The sequence below is a fragment of the Microcoleus sp. S28C3 genome (genome assembly GCF_036700785.1).
GTDB lineage: Bacteria > Cyanobacteriota > Cyanobacteriia > Cyanobacteriales > Microcoleaceae > Microcoleus > Microcoleus asticus.
In genome coordinates, this window is sequence record NZ_JAUBPO010000002.1 from 135,473 (window position 1) to 151,832 (window position 16,360).

Annotated in this window: 16 protein-coding genes and 2 pseudogenes; 4 read left to right on the plus strand and 14 right to left on the minus strand. The window is 43.8% G+C overall.

Annotation, left to right across the window (positions count from 1 at the left end; genetic code table 11):
- Positions 1–4: 4 nt before the first annotated feature.
- The 9 genes and pseudogenes from QUA13_RS01315 to QUA13_RS01355 all read right to left on the minus strand — a co-directional run bounded on the left by QUA13_RS01315 (position 5) and on the right by QUA13_RS01355 (position 9,021).
- Entirely contained in the window at positions 5–1,138 is a 1,134-nt protein-coding gene (locus tag QUA13_RS01315) for a ferrochelatase (protein WP_333196026.1), read from the minus strand.
- Between the two features lie 29 nt (positions 1,139–1,167).
- Complete coding sequence (locus QUA13_RS01320; protein ID WP_333196027.1) at positions 1,168–1,962, minus strand: SDR family oxidoreductase; 795 nt, start codon at positions 1,960–1,962, stop codon at positions 1,168–1,170.
- An 89-nt stretch (positions 1,963–2,051) separates the two neighbouring features.
- Entirely contained in the window at positions 2,052–3,056 is a 1,005-nt protein-coding gene (locus QUA13_RS01325) for an NADP-dependent oxidoreductase (protein ID WP_333196030.1), read from the minus strand.
- A 168-nt stretch (positions 3,057–3,224) separates the two neighbouring features.
- The gene (locus QUA13_RS01330; RefSeq protein WP_333196032.1) at positions 3,225–3,617 is read right to left on the minus strand and encodes a cupin domain-containing protein; all 393 of its coding nucleotides are present in this window, start codon (positions 3,615–3,617) and stop codon (positions 3,225–3,227) included.
- Between the two features lie 84 nt (positions 3,618–3,701).
- Positions 3,702–4,431 (minus strand): annotated as a pseudogene (locus tag QUA13_RS01335) (SDR family oxidoreductase).
- A gap of 81 nt (positions 4,432–4,512) precedes the next feature.
- Positions 4,513–4,866 carry a DUF5335 family protein gene (locus QUA13_RS01340; RefSeq protein WP_333196033.1) on the minus strand — a complete coding sequence of 118 codons (354 nt, stop codon included), beginning with the start codon at positions 4,864–4,866 and terminating at the stop codon, positions 4,513–4,515.
- Between the two features lie 89 nt (positions 4,867–4,955).
- Positions 4,956–5,495, minus strand: a complete 540-nt coding sequence (locus QUA13_RS01345) for a general stress protein (protein ID WP_333031608.1) — start codon at positions 5,493–5,495, stop codon at positions 4,956–4,958.
- 180 nt (positions 5,496–5,675) lie between these two features.
- Entirely contained in the window at positions 5,676–6,665 is a 990-nt protein-coding gene (locus QUA13_RS01350; protein ID WP_333196035.1) for an L-lactate dehydrogenase, read from the minus strand.
- 232 nt (positions 6,666–6,897) lie between these two features.
- A complete protein-coding gene (locus QUA13_RS01355; RefSeq protein ID WP_333196036.1) occupies positions 6,898–9,021 on the minus strand; it encodes a response regulator in 2,124 nt (707 codons plus the stop codon).
- Positions 9,022–9,289: 268 nt separating this feature from the next.
- Here QUA13_RS01355 and QUA13_RS01360 point away from each other — a divergent pair, with 268 nt between their 5' ends.
- Positions 9,290–9,649 carry a four-helix bundle copper-binding protein gene (locus tag QUA13_RS01360; protein ID WP_333031603.1) on the plus strand — a complete coding sequence of 120 codons (360 nt, stop codon included), beginning with the start codon at positions 9,290–9,292 and terminating at the stop codon, positions 9,647–9,649.
- Positions 9,650–10,001: 352 nt separating this feature from the next.
- On the opposite strand, the gene QUA13_RS01365 is transcribed toward QUA13_RS01360, so the two are convergent.
- The 5 genes and pseudogenes from QUA13_RS01365 to QUA13_RS01385 form a co-directional block, all read right to left on the minus strand.
- Complete coding sequence (locus QUA13_RS01365) at positions 10,002–10,169, minus strand: hypothetical protein (protein WP_333196038.1); 168 nt, start codon at positions 10,167–10,169, stop codon at positions 10,002–10,004.
- A 141-nt stretch (positions 10,170–10,310) separates the two neighbouring features.
- The gene (locus QUA13_RS01370) at positions 10,311–10,481 is read right to left on the minus strand and encodes a hypothetical protein (RefSeq protein ID WP_333196040.1); all 171 of its coding nucleotides are present in this window, start codon (positions 10,479–10,481) and stop codon (positions 10,311–10,313) included.
- Positions 10,482–10,609: 128 nt separating this feature from the next.
- Positions 10,610–11,675 (minus strand): annotated as a pseudogene (locus QUA13_RS01375) (ISKra4 family transposase).
- Positions 11,672–12,406: an RNA-guided endonuclease InsQ/TnpB family protein gene (locus QUA13_RS01380; protein WP_445242664.1), complete on the minus strand. Its 735-nt coding sequence runs from the start codon at positions 12,404–12,406 to the stop codon at positions 11,672–11,674. Before QUA13_RS01380 ends, QUA13_RS01375 begins: the two are co-directional and overlap by 4 nt.
- A gap of 270 nt (positions 12,407–12,676) precedes the next feature.
- Positions 12,677–13,819 (minus strand): ISAs1 family transposase, encoded by a 1,143-nt coding sequence (locus QUA13_RS01385; protein ID WP_333196041.1) that lies wholly within the window; start codon positions 13,817–13,819, stop codon positions 12,677–12,679.
- Between the two features lie 249 nt (positions 13,820–14,068).
- Between QUA13_RS01385 and QUA13_RS01390 the strand changes: the two genes are divergently transcribed.
- The 3 genes from QUA13_RS01390 to QUA13_RS01400 all read left to right on the plus strand — a co-directional run bounded on the left by QUA13_RS01390 (position 14,069) and on the right by QUA13_RS01400 (position 16,303).
- Complete coding sequence (locus QUA13_RS01390) at positions 14,069–15,304, plus strand: hypothetical protein (RefSeq protein WP_333196044.1); 1,236 nt, start codon at positions 14,069–14,071, stop codon at positions 15,302–15,304.
- A 214-nt stretch (positions 15,305–15,518) separates the two neighbouring features.
- Complete coding sequence (locus tag QUA13_RS01395) at positions 15,519–15,905, plus strand: hypothetical protein (RefSeq protein ID WP_194060989.1); 387 nt, start codon at positions 15,519–15,521, stop codon at positions 15,903–15,905.
- A gap of 86 nt (positions 15,906–15,991) precedes the next feature.
- Positions 15,992–16,303: a hypothetical protein gene (locus QUA13_RS01400; RefSeq protein ID WP_333196047.1), complete on the plus strand. Its 312-nt coding sequence runs from the start codon at positions 15,992–15,994 to the stop codon at positions 16,301–16,303.
- Positions 16,304–16,360 lie beyond the last annotated feature (57 nt).

Consider the following 16,360-nt stretch of genomic DNA (forward strand, 5'->3'; position numbering starts at 1 on the left):
AATTTCAGTCAAAATCAAGTCTTCTAGTTTGAATGTGATACTGGTATTTCGGCGCTGACAGCATTGCTTCAATATCAGGATTTGCCCATTCTGCTGCTATTTTCAGAAAATCAGGATCGTCATTGACACAATCGAGCCGCGTGTAAGTCACAGTTGGATACTTACGCTGCAAAGATTGAATTACATCATCCACATCGAGAATGGTTTCAAAATTCTCAGTTGCCCAGCCGAGGGGTTTAAACAGAATGGTTTTAGCACCTGCTTCGATCAGACTTTTCGCAGCTTGTTTCAGATTGGGCTGTGACCAATTCATGAAAGGCGTGTCATGATTTATCCAACCGATCGAGATGAGGGGATATTGATGCTGCAACTGTGCTTGTACGCGATTGTAAAGAACTTGTCCATCAATCACTCCAGTTAACAGTCCTTTCGCTTTTTCCGGGCCACCGTGAACTGTTAATATAATTCCAATCTGAGACTCAAAAAAGCCACTTGCGAGGGGCTGATTCAGACTTTCCTTAATCTGACTTACCATCAAATCAATGTAGCTAGGTTCAGTCGCAAAGGCTGGAATATATCGAATTTTCTTAAATGGAGAATCTTGAGACTCATTCTGAGCTGATTTTGCTGCAATCACTTCATTGACTTGTTCTACAGCTATTTTGCTCGTGAATGCAGAATCGACTACAAGCAAAGGATAAATCAGCAAATTCTGAAAGCCTTGGTCAATGATATCTGCTACAACTTCTTGCACAAATGGCTGACAGAAATAAAAGCCTTTGAACACTTGCACGCGATTTCCCCATTTGTCTTGTAACTGTTCCTCAATACCTAGACGTTGTTTTTCAAAAATCTTATTTTCAGGTGACATGAAACGATCGTGTTTCACTCCAAAATTGTATAAATCTTGAAGTGTGAGAAACCAACCAGCAAGAGGATATAGCCAGTCTGGAATCGACACAAACTGAGCTGCAATGTACTTAGTTGCAGCTTGGTTATAACGACTCAGATCCCGGTAAGATTCTACTTCACCATACCCTGCAAGCAATACTGCAACGCGATTTTCTTGTAGCAGCGTTTCGCTATTGTCGTTAAGTGGCGCGACGGGCTGCGTCGCTTGAGATGGATGAGTAATCATTTTATTCCTGGGTTGAATAGGCGAATTCATTAAATAATCGATCGCACCACTCCACCTTCGACTCGCAAGGCGGCACCATTAATTGCAGAAGCTAGAGGACTAGCAACAAACGCAACTAACGCAGCAACTTCAGACGTTGAAGCAAACCGCTGAATCAGTGAAGATGGACGAGTATTGGTAAAAAATTCTTTCTCAACTTGTTCGGCTGAAATATTTTGCTCTTTGGCGAGTCCCTCAATGAAAGTTTCCACTCCTTCGGAACGGGTTGGCCCTGGCAATACTGTATTTACCGTGACACGACTGCCTGCCGTTGTTTCAGCTAAACCACGACTCACGGCTATTTGTGCAGTCTTGGTAACGCCATAGTGAATCATTTCAACGGGAATATTCAAGCCAGATTCACTAGAGATGAAAATAATTCGTCCCCAATCTTTTTTTAGCATCAAAGGTAAGTAATGACGGGAGAGCCGTACACCGCTCATCACATTTACTTCCAGAAAGTTCATCCACTCCTCATCGGAGATATCTTCAAATGCTTTAGCGCCATAAATTCCTAAGTTGTTGACTAAAATGTTGACTTCTGGTACTTGTTGAAACAACAATTTAACTCCTGCTTGCGTTCCCAAATCGGCAGCAATTCCCTGAAGTTTGGCATTGGGGACACTTTGCTGAATGCTTTTGAGGGCATCGTTTACGCGCTCTTGCGTTCTGCCATTGACTATGACTGTTGCTCCTTCCTGGGCAAGTGTCGTGGCGATCGCGAGTCCAATTCCGGCGGTGGAACCGCTGACCAATGCAATCCGATCTGATAGTTGGAGATCCATACTTTCTTAAACCCAATTAATGTATAAGCGATCTAGGGTTTCAACCTGCTCAAATTAATGAAGCAAGTACCCACTCAATTAGCGGCTACCTAATCCAATTTTACCACCATTTTACCCACATTTTTGCCTTCAAAAAGACCGATGAAAGCGTCCACCGCTCGATCGATTCCTGTCACCACTGTTTCCTGGTTCTTCAGTTTGCCAGCTTGGAAATAGCCGCCCACTTCCTGTTCAAATTCACTCTGGCGATCGACCCAATCTCTAACGATTAGCCCTTTCATCGTCAACCGTTTGCCAATCATATTAAATAGATTGGAAGGGCCCGGCTGCGGTTTTTCATCGTTATAACCGGAGATGCTGCCACAAGCGATAATTCGGCCGTGCACGCGCAATGCCGAAAGCGCCGCTTCCAGGGTTTCGCCTCCGACGTTATCGAAATAGACATCAATTCCGTCCGGTGCTGCTTGGTTTAGTTGTTCGAGAATAGGGCCGGCCTTGTAATCGAAGGCGACATCAAATCCGCATTCTTCCCGCAGAAATTTGATTTTTTCCATTGAACCGGCTGAGCCGATGACATGGCATCCGCGCAATGAAGCCAGTTGTCCGGCGACATTTCCCACCGCACCTGCGGCTCCCGAAACAAAAATAACATCGCCGGCTTTGACCTCTACCAAATTCAATCCAACCCAAGCAGTCATACCCGTCATACCGAGGGCACCGAGGTAAACCGAGGGGGGTTGAATATCGCGGCTGACCTGATGTAAATCTTTTGGTGCAGCTATGAAGTATTCACGCCAGCCATAGTTAGAAGTGACAACATCACCCGACTTGAATTCCTGGGCGCGGGACTCGATGACCTCGCCGACTGCACCGCCTTCGAGCGTTTTGCCCAACTCGAAGGGCGGAACATAGGATTTCCCCTCGTTCATGCGACCGCGCATATACGGATCTACCGAAAGGTAGAGATTGCGAACGAGCACTTGTCCGTCTTGCAGCGGCTTGATTGCGGTTTGGGCGATCGCAAAGTTATCTGCGGTTGGGATTCCGTTGGGGCGGGAGACTAGGTGAATTTCGCGGCTCATGATATCTGTCATAATTTTATCCTAAATTACCGTCAAAACTGATTTAAAATGAGATGGAATAACTTCTCAAGAACAGGCAAAATGCCTATTCCCAAAAAGTTAATTTGATTGTGAGCCGTTGCTTCTAGCCAGCTCATAAAAGGCTTATTTCAAATGGTGCAAAACTCATTTAAACGCTTTCTATTCCGTAGTTTTGCCGTCGAAGTGTTCCCGATCGGCATCCGCGTCGCTGCGGTTGCGGTGGACTACGCCGTCCCGATGATTCGGTGGCGAATAGATCGTGTAGAGCCTCATCAACATATCGCCGGTATTGATGATGTTGTGCTTCGTTCCAGCGGGTACGATTACCGCAAAGCCCGAGCTAATAGGCGATCGCACGTCATCAAGAACTGCCTCACCTCTTCCCTCCTCTACACGAAAGAACTGGTCGAGCTTATGGACTTCCGCGCCGATCTCTTCCCCAGGTTTTAAGGCCATAACGACAAGCTGGGAATACTTTGCTGTGTAAAGGACTCGGCGAAAATCCTCATTTTTGATCGCGATACTCTCGATGTGTTGCACAAAACCTTTCATGGTGACTCCTTTAATTACTGCGATCTACGCAATTTCGATCGTGTCTTCGTTTTCGCTGTTTCATCATGTTCTTTGATTCTCAAATTACTGAAGTGTCGGACGGACGATCATTTCATTCACATCAACATCACTGGGCTGCTCGATCGCAAAGGCGATCGCACGAGCAATAGAATCTGCATCAATCGCTATTTTATAAAATGCGTTCATTCTGGCTGCTGTATCTTCATCGGTAATCATGGTGGTCAATTCAGTAGCAACGGCTCCTGGTGAGATATTAGTCGAACGGATTTCGCCGTTTGACTCTAGCCGCAACCCTTCAGAGATCGCTCGCACTGCGTACTTAGTAGCACAGTAGACCGCTGACCCCGGAAACACTTTATGTCCGGCCAGACGATAAATTAATGACGTGACCCGACTTTTGCTGACACATAATCGGCAATACGGCAGCAATCGCATAGAGAACGCCCTTGATGTTGACATCGATCATCCGATCCCATTCTTCCACCTTTACTTGGTCGAGGGCAGAGAGTGGCATCAAGCCGGCATTATTGATGAGTACGTCGATCCGGCTGTATGTACTCAAAGTTTTTTGCGCCAATGCTTCCACCTGTGCGCGATCGGTCACATCCGTCACTTGGTAGGTTGCAGTCCACCCCGATCGGGCGATCGCGTCAACCAATTCTTTGAGCCGATCTTCGCGGCGGGCAGCTAACATCAGTTTGGCTCCACTAGCAGCAAGTCGCTGTGCTGTCGCCTCACCTAATCCACTGCTGGCTCCGGTGATAATTACCACTTTGTTTTGAATTTCAGACATATTGACTGCTGCGGGTTATTGAGTGTGGGTCATAAAACATTGGATGCTGAAATCAGTTAAACTCAGCATTATTCAATCAGCTCAACTAGCTTGTAGCTTAATCAATGTTTGTGCACCAGCAGCGTCACTAATCCGAACCGCCATGATCACGCCGTTTGAGTCCTGTCCCGTCAAGACTTCAGTTGGTGAATCGATCGTGTGAGCATAAGTCACCTCATCTTTACCCACTTCAATCACCAAATCATCCCCCTTGCCAGGGCGATCGTAAACCATCGCATGAAGAGGTGCGTCCTGAATCAGTTCTGCATCACCGAGTTCTGAATTGATGATTTCGATGGAAATATGCCGTCCGCGATTACCATCTGAAAACTGATCGAAAAATTCACCCCATCGCTCGCGCGGCACAGATTTGTTGATGTCAATTTTATTTGTCATTATGACTCCTTGTGAAAAAATCTTAAAAAGAAAAAGAACTATAAAATAGTTACTAAGTTTCACTACCTTATTGCTGTTAGTTCAAAGCCTTAAACAGCCACAGACATATTGATTTCATGGCTAATTCTCTCTAGTCTCTGCTTCGCCTGACTGACATCATCCTCGCTGCCTGTAACAAGGATCGTGAACTCCCCTGCTTGGATTTTAGTCTCGTACTTCAGTACCTCGTTCTTCGGGATTCCTAACCCTCCCAAGGCACCCGCTAGTCCTCCTACAGCAGCAGCACCAGCGCCACCAACAAGCGTTCCTTCCAACCAACCTGCCAACACTCCAGCAACAGGGCCAGCAATGATGAGCGGAGCCATTCCGGGAATAAACAGCACTCCAGCCCCTGCTAAAATGCCAAATAAACCTCCCACGAAGCTACCCCAATAACCACCTCCTGCGGCTCCAGCTTTCGCTGTATCTTTCCAGGTTAGAAATCCGCGCACATTTTCAGTAGTCTGGTAGTCTTTGCCAATGATCGAGAGCTTTTCCATATCGAAGCCTTCTTTTTGCAACTCCAATACAACCCTTTCTGCTTCTGCATGGGAGGGGAAAGAAGCAACAATCGTATGTGTATATGCCATGAGTTTGTTTCCTTGGTTGTAATTTGTCCGCACGATGGACAAGTTTGTTAATTCGGAGGTGATTGTATGCAACAGTCCTTGCATACCAACTTTGACTGTAATAAAACAATCTGAGGAACTTATGAGGAGTTAAAAGAGGTTATTCATCAAGTGTTTCGTTCATACAAAGCTGGCGCTGCACTAAAGCGTCAGCTTGTCAAAAATGTCACGTAGGACTTGTGCAGAATGAATGAGTTGCTGTTGCTCCGTGTCGTTAAGGGTGAGGTTGACAGTTTTAATGACACCTTTTTCATTGACAACAGAGGGTAGACTGAGACATACATCGTGAATGCCGTAGAACCCATTTACAAGGTTGCTAACCGGAAGGATGCGTTCCTGACCGTGAAGAATGGTCTTGACTATTTCGGTCGTTGCCAGCCCGATCGCATAGGAAGTGCACCCCTTGAGTTTGATGATTTCGTAGGCAGCGTTCTTGACTTGCTCAAAAATCTCATTTAGATTGGCGTTGTCTGGCGATGGGCTACCCTGCTCATTATAGAGAGGCATTCCGGCAACATTCACCTTGCTCCAGACCGGTACTTCACTGTCGCCATGTTCGCCAATGATGTAAGCATGAACGCTTCGTGGATCAATTCCCATCTTCTCTGCCAGCAGGGTACGGAAACGGGCAGAGTCAAGAACTGTTCCAGAGCCTATTACCCTGGCCGCAGGAAATCCAGAGAGTTTAAGGGTCACGTATGTCATTATGTCTACTGGATTACTCACAACCAGTAGGGTGGCATTGGGACAATATTTGATCACATCTGCAATCAAGCTTTTAAAGATGACAACGTTACGCTCAACCAGATCCAGTCTGCTCTCTCCCGGCTTCTGGCTAGCTCCAGCCGTGATAATAACCAGGTCTGCATCCTGCCCTGCATCGGTAACGGTTCCAGCTTTGATATTGACAGAACCGATAAAGGGAGTGCCATGTATCAGATCCATGACTTCTCCCTGAAGCCGCTCTGTCTGAATATCCTGAAGAACCAACTCATCAAAGCAGTTCTGGATAATCATTGAGTAGGCACACGCCATTCCCACCTGCCCGGCACCAATAATGACACCTTTGCGACGACGGATACTGACTTTAGCTTCAACACTGGGATTGGGCGTAAATAGCGTTTCAAACATAGATATTTCCCACGTAGGATGCTTTGGATGGGTAGTGACCGACCATGGAGTTTTCGTCGAGGTTGACGATCGCGTTCTGTTGTGAAAATCTTGACTATGCTATTGGTAGCGCAAAAAGTTCACCAATAGAGCCTGATTTACCGAGTGGTTAGTCCTATTTGACTGTAATAAAACAATCTGAGGAACTTATAAGGAGTTAAGAAAAGTTTGAGTTGAGAATTTTAATAATGAATTAAGCCTTCGTTTGTTTGAGAATAGCCCTACAGTCTTCCGTAGAAAAAATACAAGCACACCCAGCAACTTTAGACTGATGCAAGGCTTCGGATGCGGCTTGATAAAGAGAATGCAAATCCGTGCCATCATCTGGATATTGAGCAATGCCAGCGCTAAATGTGATCCGAAATTGAGTTTGATCGGGAGCAACAAATTTTCTGTGGTGGAGCGTTGCTAATAATTGAGTGAGTCTTTGAATACCATCTGCCTTAATCATGCTAGATAAGGCAACCACAAATTCATCGCTCTCCCAGCGAGCAACGACTGCATTTTGCCTAAAAGTTTGCCGGAGCAATTGTCCCCACTGACGCATCACCATGTCGCCAGTATTGTACCCGTGACAATCGTTGATCTGTTTGAGATTGTCTATGTCCAGAACTGCTAGACAGAGCGGCTGCTCCTGTTGATTTGCTGCAAGTTGAAGGTATTTGTTTAAGTCTTGGGTTGACTTATTGCGGTTAGAGAGTTTGGTCAAATAATCTGTCTCAGCAGCATTCTGAAGGAGTTTGATCCGTTCTAGGCGATTGATGATGCGACTGACCAATTCTGGCCCTACGATCGGCTTGCTCACAAAGTCATCTGCACCCACTGAAAACATTTGATTGACGATCGCAGCATCGGTATGCGCCGTCAAAAAAATGATCGGCAAGCGCCCCCAGCGCGAATTGTTGCGGATAATTTTGCAAAGCTCAACGCCGCTCACAGCAGGCATTTTCACATCTAAAATTAGCAGATGCGGCGAGCAGGATTTCAACGTTTCCCAAAATTGTTGAGGATTGTTCAGCGTTGTTACGCTCAATCCCCAGGGTTCTAGAAACTCCTTTAGAGTTGCAAGAATCTGGGGATCAGCATCGACGACCATCACTCGTTGCTTTGCTGTCTTTGCTTGTTGTGCCGCTTGTGCGATCGCTTTCAGCACTTGAGCCGGGGGCAAGGGTTTGTGTAAAAAACTATGTCCGCCGAGTTGGGCAACTTCTAGGCGATCGGTTAATTGATCGTGACTGGTTAAAACTAGAACTGGCACAGAAGGAGTTTGATGACTGAGCTTTGCCAGCAGCCTTAAACTCTCTGTTGTGGGATGAGTAATATCGGGATCGAGTAGCACAACGGTAGGCGTATCCTGCTCAATTTTCGTTTCGGCTTCGGAAAGTGTCGTTGCGATCGCGCTCCGAAATCCCCAGTCCACCGCTTCATTCATCAACTGTTGGGCCAGTTGGCGATCGGGATCGACGATCAATAACAAAGGACGCTCATCCGCAAACAGAGACTCTTCCGGCTCGATTCGTTCTGTAGTTAAGTCGTTTGAGGCGCGATCAATTTCTTGACGCTTGGATAAGGCGCTGAGGGTTTGTTGTTGAATCGGTTGAGTCGCTTCATTAGACGTGAGTTGAGCCGTCTTGGTTGAATCAGCGATTGGTTTAAGCCGATAACCCAGTCCATAAACCGTTTCAATCAAATCTCTGGGAGCGCCGACCCCTCTAGATTTCTGCCGTAGCCCCTTAATATGAGTTCTCACAGCATCTTCGCTAGGAGTCTCTCCATACGCCCAGATTTGATCCAAAATTACGCTGTAGGTAAAGACTTGACGACTATTCCGCAAAAACAACTCTAGGATCGAAAACTCCTTGGGACTTAAGGATAGAAGTTGCCCTGCGTAAGTAACTTCACGACTTGTCGGATCGAGCCGCAAACTACCCTTCTCCAGCACAGATTGAAAAGCCGTGCCTCCGCGACGCAGCAAGGCTCGAATTCGAGCAATCAATACCTCCTGATCGAGCGGTTTCACCATGTACCCATCAGCACCTGCATCTAGCCCGATCGCTTGATCGTGACCACTGCCTCGCCCTGTTACCACCAGAATTGGCATTTTATAGTCGTGGGCTCTGACTCTACGACAGAGACTTATTCCGTCTAAACGAGGGAGCGTAATATCTATCAGTAGTAAATCATAGTTATAAACAACAATCAGTTCCCAAGCTGCCTCACCATCGTTAGCAACTTCAACCACGTAATTTTGGTTGGAGAGCATATAAGTAAGTAGGTCGGCAATTGCCTCATCATCTTCTACCACCAAAATTTTCATCAGTCTAACTCCTTTACAGGCTGGTTGTGGTGTCAGGTGGTCGGAATCCTCCAATAATAATGGGAAATAATGAAATCAGGATGAAATGAATTGCTCATCGCCAAAAATCTGGAAAAATCTTCCTAAAGACGTAAACCTTGAATCGCTCATAGGTTTCTCATAGTCTGAGCCTAGCTTGAGAGATATAAGAACTTAGTCATCCCCTAACCAAGGTGAAGGGCATAACAATCTGTTCTTCGTTGTGTTGATTCTTTAGGAGCTTAAAACTATGACTACTACTACTACTAAATCTCATCAATCTCTGCTAGAAACCTGCATTCAGAATTGCCTCGACTGTCTTCGTGAGTGTGAGCAATGCGGAACCGCTTGCTTAACCAGTGACATGGTGCAGATGATGGCTCAATGTATTAAGCTATGCCGCGATTGCGCTGATACCTGTGCTCTCTGCGCTCGGTTCATGGCTCGTAATTCTGACCTGCACGCTCAAATGTGTGCGGTTTGTGCAGAAGCGTGCGATCGCTGTGCGACTGAGTGTGAGAAGCACGACCACGAGCCGTGTAAGAAGTGCGCTCAAGCCTGCCGTCGTTGTGCTGAATCTTGCCGTCAGATGGCTAAAGCAACGGCATAAACCCATTTAATTTACCGCATTGCCTTGTTGCATCAGTGAGCGCGTCTTGCTTTGCAGCAGCCAGTATTGAAACCTAGTTATTCTTCAAATCAGGTGGAGTTATGAATAAGAAGTTTTTGGTGTACAGCTTAGTCGGGTTACTTAGTAGTGGTGCTATTACTGGATTTGTCGGCGTTACTTAATCAGGGTATGAAAAAAATAATTTAAAAATTCAGAAGCTTTGTGATACTGGTTTCTATGATTTGCATATTTAGCCTTTCATACCGTAAATCAGCAACGCCCCCGCATGGATAGTTGCAAGCTACCTTAACGCTCCTCAATCAAACTGATTGTATTCTTGAGCGATCGCCTCTCAACACCAAAACTCACCCAGCGCCATCACCGCAGGCAGTTTCAGGAGTTTCAGGATTTCCAGAGCGATCGCCCGCAACTCCCCCGGCTCACCCTGCGAGATATCTAATCTAAAATCTAAAAATCGCAAAACGGGCGATCGACTTGATGCGGTAGCTCGATCGCCCATCACTTATTTCCGGTTTGCCAGTGGATAAACCGTGCTTTAGGTTGACTTTCCTTGACTTATTTTGATTTTCTTGGTTTAGGTTAATTTTTCTTCAGTTTCCTGACAGCCAAAGGCGATCGCCGTCCTTGTCCGGGTAATATGTCAAGTCAAGTTGCTTCTCATCTGCGAAATAGCTTGATTCAACCCCTCGCTGTGAATCCAGCCTACGAAGCCACCGTAAATCATTTTGCCATCGGGATCGGCTAAAAAAATGTGGTCAACACCGAGGGGGTTTTTCCAAGCCCTGACCGCTGTTCCATCCCTAAGTCTCATAATCGGATTGGAACTGTTAAAATCCCTGTGATGTGCTGGTGTCATTCCTGGGACAGCTTGTGAACTACTCCCGACGCTGATGCTACGCATACAGCGCAGGCTGGGAGCATCCCGGTTTTGCAAAAGCCTCAAATAGCCAAGAGATCGTTGAGGTAAGCACAACGAAGTTTTAGCATTTGATTGACATTTTTTTTCAACCATTGAGCTCCCGAAATTTTCAACCTTCTATCTATTTGTTTAACAGTCGATTCCACCGCTCCCGAGCCTATGGAACAAATCTTGTCTGATGATAATTGCTCATAGTTAACAATTCGAGAGCGATGCTTTTCTAGATACTTGCAAAAGTTTTTAGCGGGTTTTTTGCGACAATATTTAAATAAATTTATGGTAGGTTCGACCCGACCTTGCCACAAAAATTCTTTGGCTTTGGCTAGAGATTTCAACGACCCTCCCACTTTATATAAATTTTCCATTAAATGATACCAATCTAAAATTTCGCGTCTGGTTTTACCAGGATTTAACTGGCTCATAATATTCCATATTCCATCATGTCCATCACCCAAACAAGTTAATATATCGGCTAATGGCTGATGGTTTATATAGTTAATTAACTCTTCATTCTCTTGATAAAAAGCCCCATAATAACTTTCATGTAACCGCACTGCCTTATAATCTTGCCAATGAGACCCTTCTCCTAAATTCCCTCTCAGACGGACTTTCCCTCCATCTATGCTTGTTTCTTTCACCTCTATTTTGGCATGAGGTTCTGACCATTCTTGTTTTTCTACCAATCGGTGTAAACAAGTGTGACCAATCTTTACTCCTGTCTGAACTTCCATTTCTTGGGCAGCCTTGAAGTAGGAAAGATTAGCTATTTGACGGAGACAGCATTTTTCAAATAATGGAGATAATCGAGTAGATTTCTTGAACTCTAATTTTTCGGCCTGTTTTTCAGTAATTATTAGTTCACCAATACAGCTTTTTACGCTCGCTGGGGTCGTCCTTGTTCTGTTCCTGTTGCTTCTTTGATAAAAAAAAACCGATTTGTGGACCCACTTTTTCAAGCCATTGTTGCCTGAGATGTTTTTCAATATTTTCCAGACTGGTCAGTTCACTTGGCGGTGTATTGTTATACAAAATTTTAGCAATTTCTGCCGAAAAGAATTGCAACTGCTCTAGTTCTTCATGGGTCATGGCTCTTTTTCTCGACTTTTTTTGACACTTTTATTGATTTTAACTATTTTACACTTATTCGGATATTTACAAAACCGGGATGCTCCCGCGCAGGCTTCTCTAGACCTTTCGGCTTTCGAGCTTTTTTGAGTGAGGCGAGTCCCAACCCCACTTTTTTGATCAGCACTAAGCGAGTTTGTATCGCGTGGCATTTGGTTCCCACAATAAGAACAGGAATGCCACCGATCTGACAGCTCTTTCGGTACTCGGTTCAGGCAGATACAGCAATGCTGACTGGTGCCAGTTGGGTTTACCTTAATCGTTTGCTTCCCAGCTTTTTCAGCTTTGAAAGGTAGGATTTGGTTGACAAACTGACCGATTCCAGCATCAGCAAAAGACTTGTTCAGTCCTGACTTTGCGGCTTGACCATTGGGTAAAAACGTTCCATCTGTATCCTGTTTTGGCTTGCAGCGCTTCATCATATTGGCGACGTTTAGATCCTCGGTGAAGATCACATCAGCCTTTGAAAGTAGAAGGTTAGCCGTTTCACAATGAAACTGATAGCGCTGTCTTGCTATCTTCTGATGAAGCCTTGCAATCCGCTGATGCAATCGCGCTCCTGCAACGCTACCCTTTGGGCGCAACTCTCTCTTCTGTTGCAGCAAGGCAAGCTTCGATTCAGCCGCTCTCAGGTGACGAGGATAGTCGATTAAATCTCCTTCCGAGTCTGCAACAAAGTACTCTAGCCCCATATCAATTCCAATCGAGTTATCCCAGTTGGGAACAACATCAACCGTCAGGGGGAACGCATCTTATTGAACACTGTTGATCAGTGGTGAGTATATTTTGAGATAAATTCACCATTCTTAGAAGCTACAGACAGGCTTTGTAATGACTTTAGTAAGAAAACAGTAACTAATTAATGGTGGTTTTTACGCTTCTGCTAATTTTGAGACAATAAAACTATTACAACCACTGTTTCCAAGTTGTATAAGAGTTAATAATGAGTTATTCGTGAGAATTTAGTTAACTGCAATAGCGAGGATCTTGGTCAAATAGTCATCATCCCACCCGGCTCGAAGTCGCTTATTTTTGGCTCCAGTTTTTGAATTTTTCTCTTGATTCAAAAGATTGAGCGAGATGTGTCTAAGAATAGCAAAATTTTGCGGAGCATTATCTTTTCTAATCCGACACTCATCTTCACGAAAACCCACATCTAATACCCAATGTAAAGAATTTTCAATTCCCCAATGGCTGCGGACTGATTCACCAAGTTTTTGAGCATCATTTGGTAAACTACTAATGTAATAACGAGTTTCAATAGTTGTTTTTTCCTTCACTATTCTCACGGATTCTATCATACCTATACTCTGAAATTTCTCCCATTGATTGTCGGGGTCAATCAGCTCTTTGATGTCACTTAACATTAAGTGATGTCGAATTTCTGAGCGACCGTGCTTACTCTCTTTATTCGTCGAATAAGCTGTATGTGTAAATCCCGAAAATCCTTGTCTAATTGCTTGTTTAAACAACTCTTCTACTCTGGCATACAGGGAGGGTTGGTTCTTTTTTAAGGTGATTACATAATCTCCTTCTTGTTCGACAATTGACTTCACAATTGACCTCTGACAGCCCATAGCATCAATCGTGACAATGCTTCCATTTAATTCTAATACTTTGAGTAAAGCCGGAATAGATGTGATTTCATTAGACTTTTTATCAACCTTAACTTGTCCTAAAACTAATCTTTGACTCGTCGCCCAAGCACTGACCATATGAATTGCTTTCTTATCTCCTCCCCGATCGTAAGAATGGCGAAGAGTTTTGCCATCAATTGCGATTATTTCTCCGGGTTTGAAGCAACTAATAGATTGAATCCAACTCAAAAAACATTTCTGAAATTGCTCCGGTTTGAGCCGCGAAAATACTCGCGCAATTGTATCATGTGAAGGTATGCCATTCGGCAATTCTAAAATTTTCTTTAACCATTCGTATTTAGCTCGCCCGTAACTTTCAATATCCACCCATGTATCAGCACCACAAATCACGGCACAAATTGAGAGGGTGATAATATCAATTAATTGATGATGTTTCGTCCGCTCAATTCTTGGATCTTCTAAGTCGGAAAAATGGTCGGCGATGGTAAATTTAGGTTGAAGTTTCATACAGGTAAACCCTAATTAAATGTTTTGTAGTTACTCAATAATTCTTCTCCAATACACCAGATTCTGTTAACATGAAATTTAGATGCGTTCGCCCTGGGGGAGGTACTTAGCAAGACTTCAAAAAATTTAAGCCGAAATAAAGCACAAACTCGTTCGGATTTGATATTAAACCACAAAAAGTTAAGGGATTAAGCGCGAGAAGATATCCCCTAACGGGAGAAGTTGAAAACAATTAGCTTCTCAAAGGTTATGGACTCTAACACGACTTTAATTGGCTTCTCAAATACTTGCTCTAAACCTGACAACGCTCCCCCCAGTGAAGTCAAAGAAGTGGTAGCGGTAATTTTTCCTTTTCTCACTCCGCCTCCTTTCGCTCAACTTCCCTTTAAAGTAGGCGATATCGTCAAATCTGGCAACCATTACGGCACGATAACAGCCCTCCATCAAACCGATAGACCTGTAATAATTACTTGGGATGCTAGTAACAACGAAGATAGTTTTTCCTGGAATTATACCTTAGATGAAATTCGGGTGCTTAAAATATCCCTTGTGCCTCTGTTTATTCCTCAAAAAACTACTGGAGAACTTCCTGCTTGCACAACAATTGTACTAGCTAATTCGCAACGACTACAATTCAGTAACACCACTACTTTCCAAGTAGAATCGCTCACTGAACATCACATTCTCATATTTACTCTTGACCACTATTATCTCTTTCCCATCAACTTGTTCCCTGGCTACCCGACAAGTTGTGCCATAGATGTTTTTACACCCGAACAATTAGAAGCCAGTCGCTTTTTGTCTTTCAATGACCTAAAAATTAGGGCTAAGACCCATTTATTTTTTGAAGTCCCCGACAATTTCTTAGAAATTGTCCTACCAATTCAAAAGCAGCAAATCAAAGAGAAATTGACTAAACAATTGAGTACAGAAAGTTATCACATTCTCGACTTTGATATTGCTTGGGAAGAAGCCTGGCAATATTGCCTTAAACATTTAGCTAAGAAACATGGATGGAGTGGTTTTCGAGAGGGCGATTGCCTCGAACAACGCCGAAATCAAGTGGAACAAAGGGGAATAGTTATTAGTTTAAATATTCAGGCACTACGCCCATTTCAAATTCAATGGGACAGTGGAGAAATTCAAAGCTACAGCTTGACTGAACTCAAAAGTTTAGGCATTACTCATATCCCAACTCTTATTAAATTATCGCCCAATGTTGCTTACCAAGTTAGCGAAGACGGCTCTTACTTTAAAGCTTGGCTTGGTTTCCGTACTAAAGCGTTAGCTAAGGCTTGGCTAATAGTTATTAAAAAGCTAGTTGGTCGCCTTAGCTACCTAATTGATTGCCAAATTCCAGAACTTCAACATACAGGTTCTAAATACGAGTATGTTGTAGAAACTCCCCGACATAAAACTTTAAAGAAGCGCTTAGAAGCTCTGCGGAAAGTGGCTGAACTTGATTTAGAAAAGATGCCAAAATGATGGGAATTGGGAAGAAAATTGGCTATTCTGTAACCAATGTAAATGCGATTAAAAACTCTGTGACCAATCCGGAAGATAAATCGCCTAGCGGCGAAAAATGTTGACTTTCTCTACTTATAAATACCAACAACAAGGAGCAATCCGAGAAAGTCAGGGTTTACTACACCACTTCAATTAAAAGTGCTGACGAGCTAAAAGTTAGAAGATGAAAAAGATGAAAGAAATCAATATTTGGTCTGGATGCAGCATCGGAATTGGGGCAGCATTAACTAATCCCACAGAGTTAGCTTTTAGAAAAGGAAACCTCAAGAATCACTACCCAGTTGAGTTCAATGGCAAGGTTTTCCGTGATGCTGAAGCTGCTTATCAAAATCACAAATTTGGACATTTGCAACAAGATATGACAATAATGACAGAAATTATTGTTGCGAAACTTCAACAACATCCACGATTATTAAAAACAATCGCAAAATATGGTGGAGTTGCTTGGCTTGAACAATGCAATCACATTGTTGGTGTGCGCGGCTCTCGTTGGGAAGGTCAAGGCAGAAAAAGCAATTTCATTCAATGCTTGATTTCAGCTTATATCTTGGTGTGTTAGTAAGAAGCAATTGCATTCTTCACAAAAACTCAAGGAGTAATCTTTGAGTCTTTTACTGGCTATCCAAAAATTTTAGGAATTTTACCATGAACAAAATAATAATGATTTCTGGCAGTCGTTCCATCCAGGAATTGCCATCAGAGGCTCATACATCTCTCAATCGCATCATTGAACTAGAACTTAAAATCATTATCGGTGATGCGCCTGGAGTTGATAGCTTAGTTCAGCAATACTTGCAGTCTAAGAACTACGAGAAAGTTTTGGTTTACTATTCCTTAATTAGTGGCAATGGCAAACCCAGAAATACTTCTGGTTATCCAGTTGTTGGTATTCCTGGACACTATAGCGATCGCGATATCGAAATGTGTTCGCATTGTGACTACGGATTAGCCATTTGAGATGGACATAGTATTGGCACAGCAGTGAATATCAAACGAGTTAAGAAAACCAAAGTT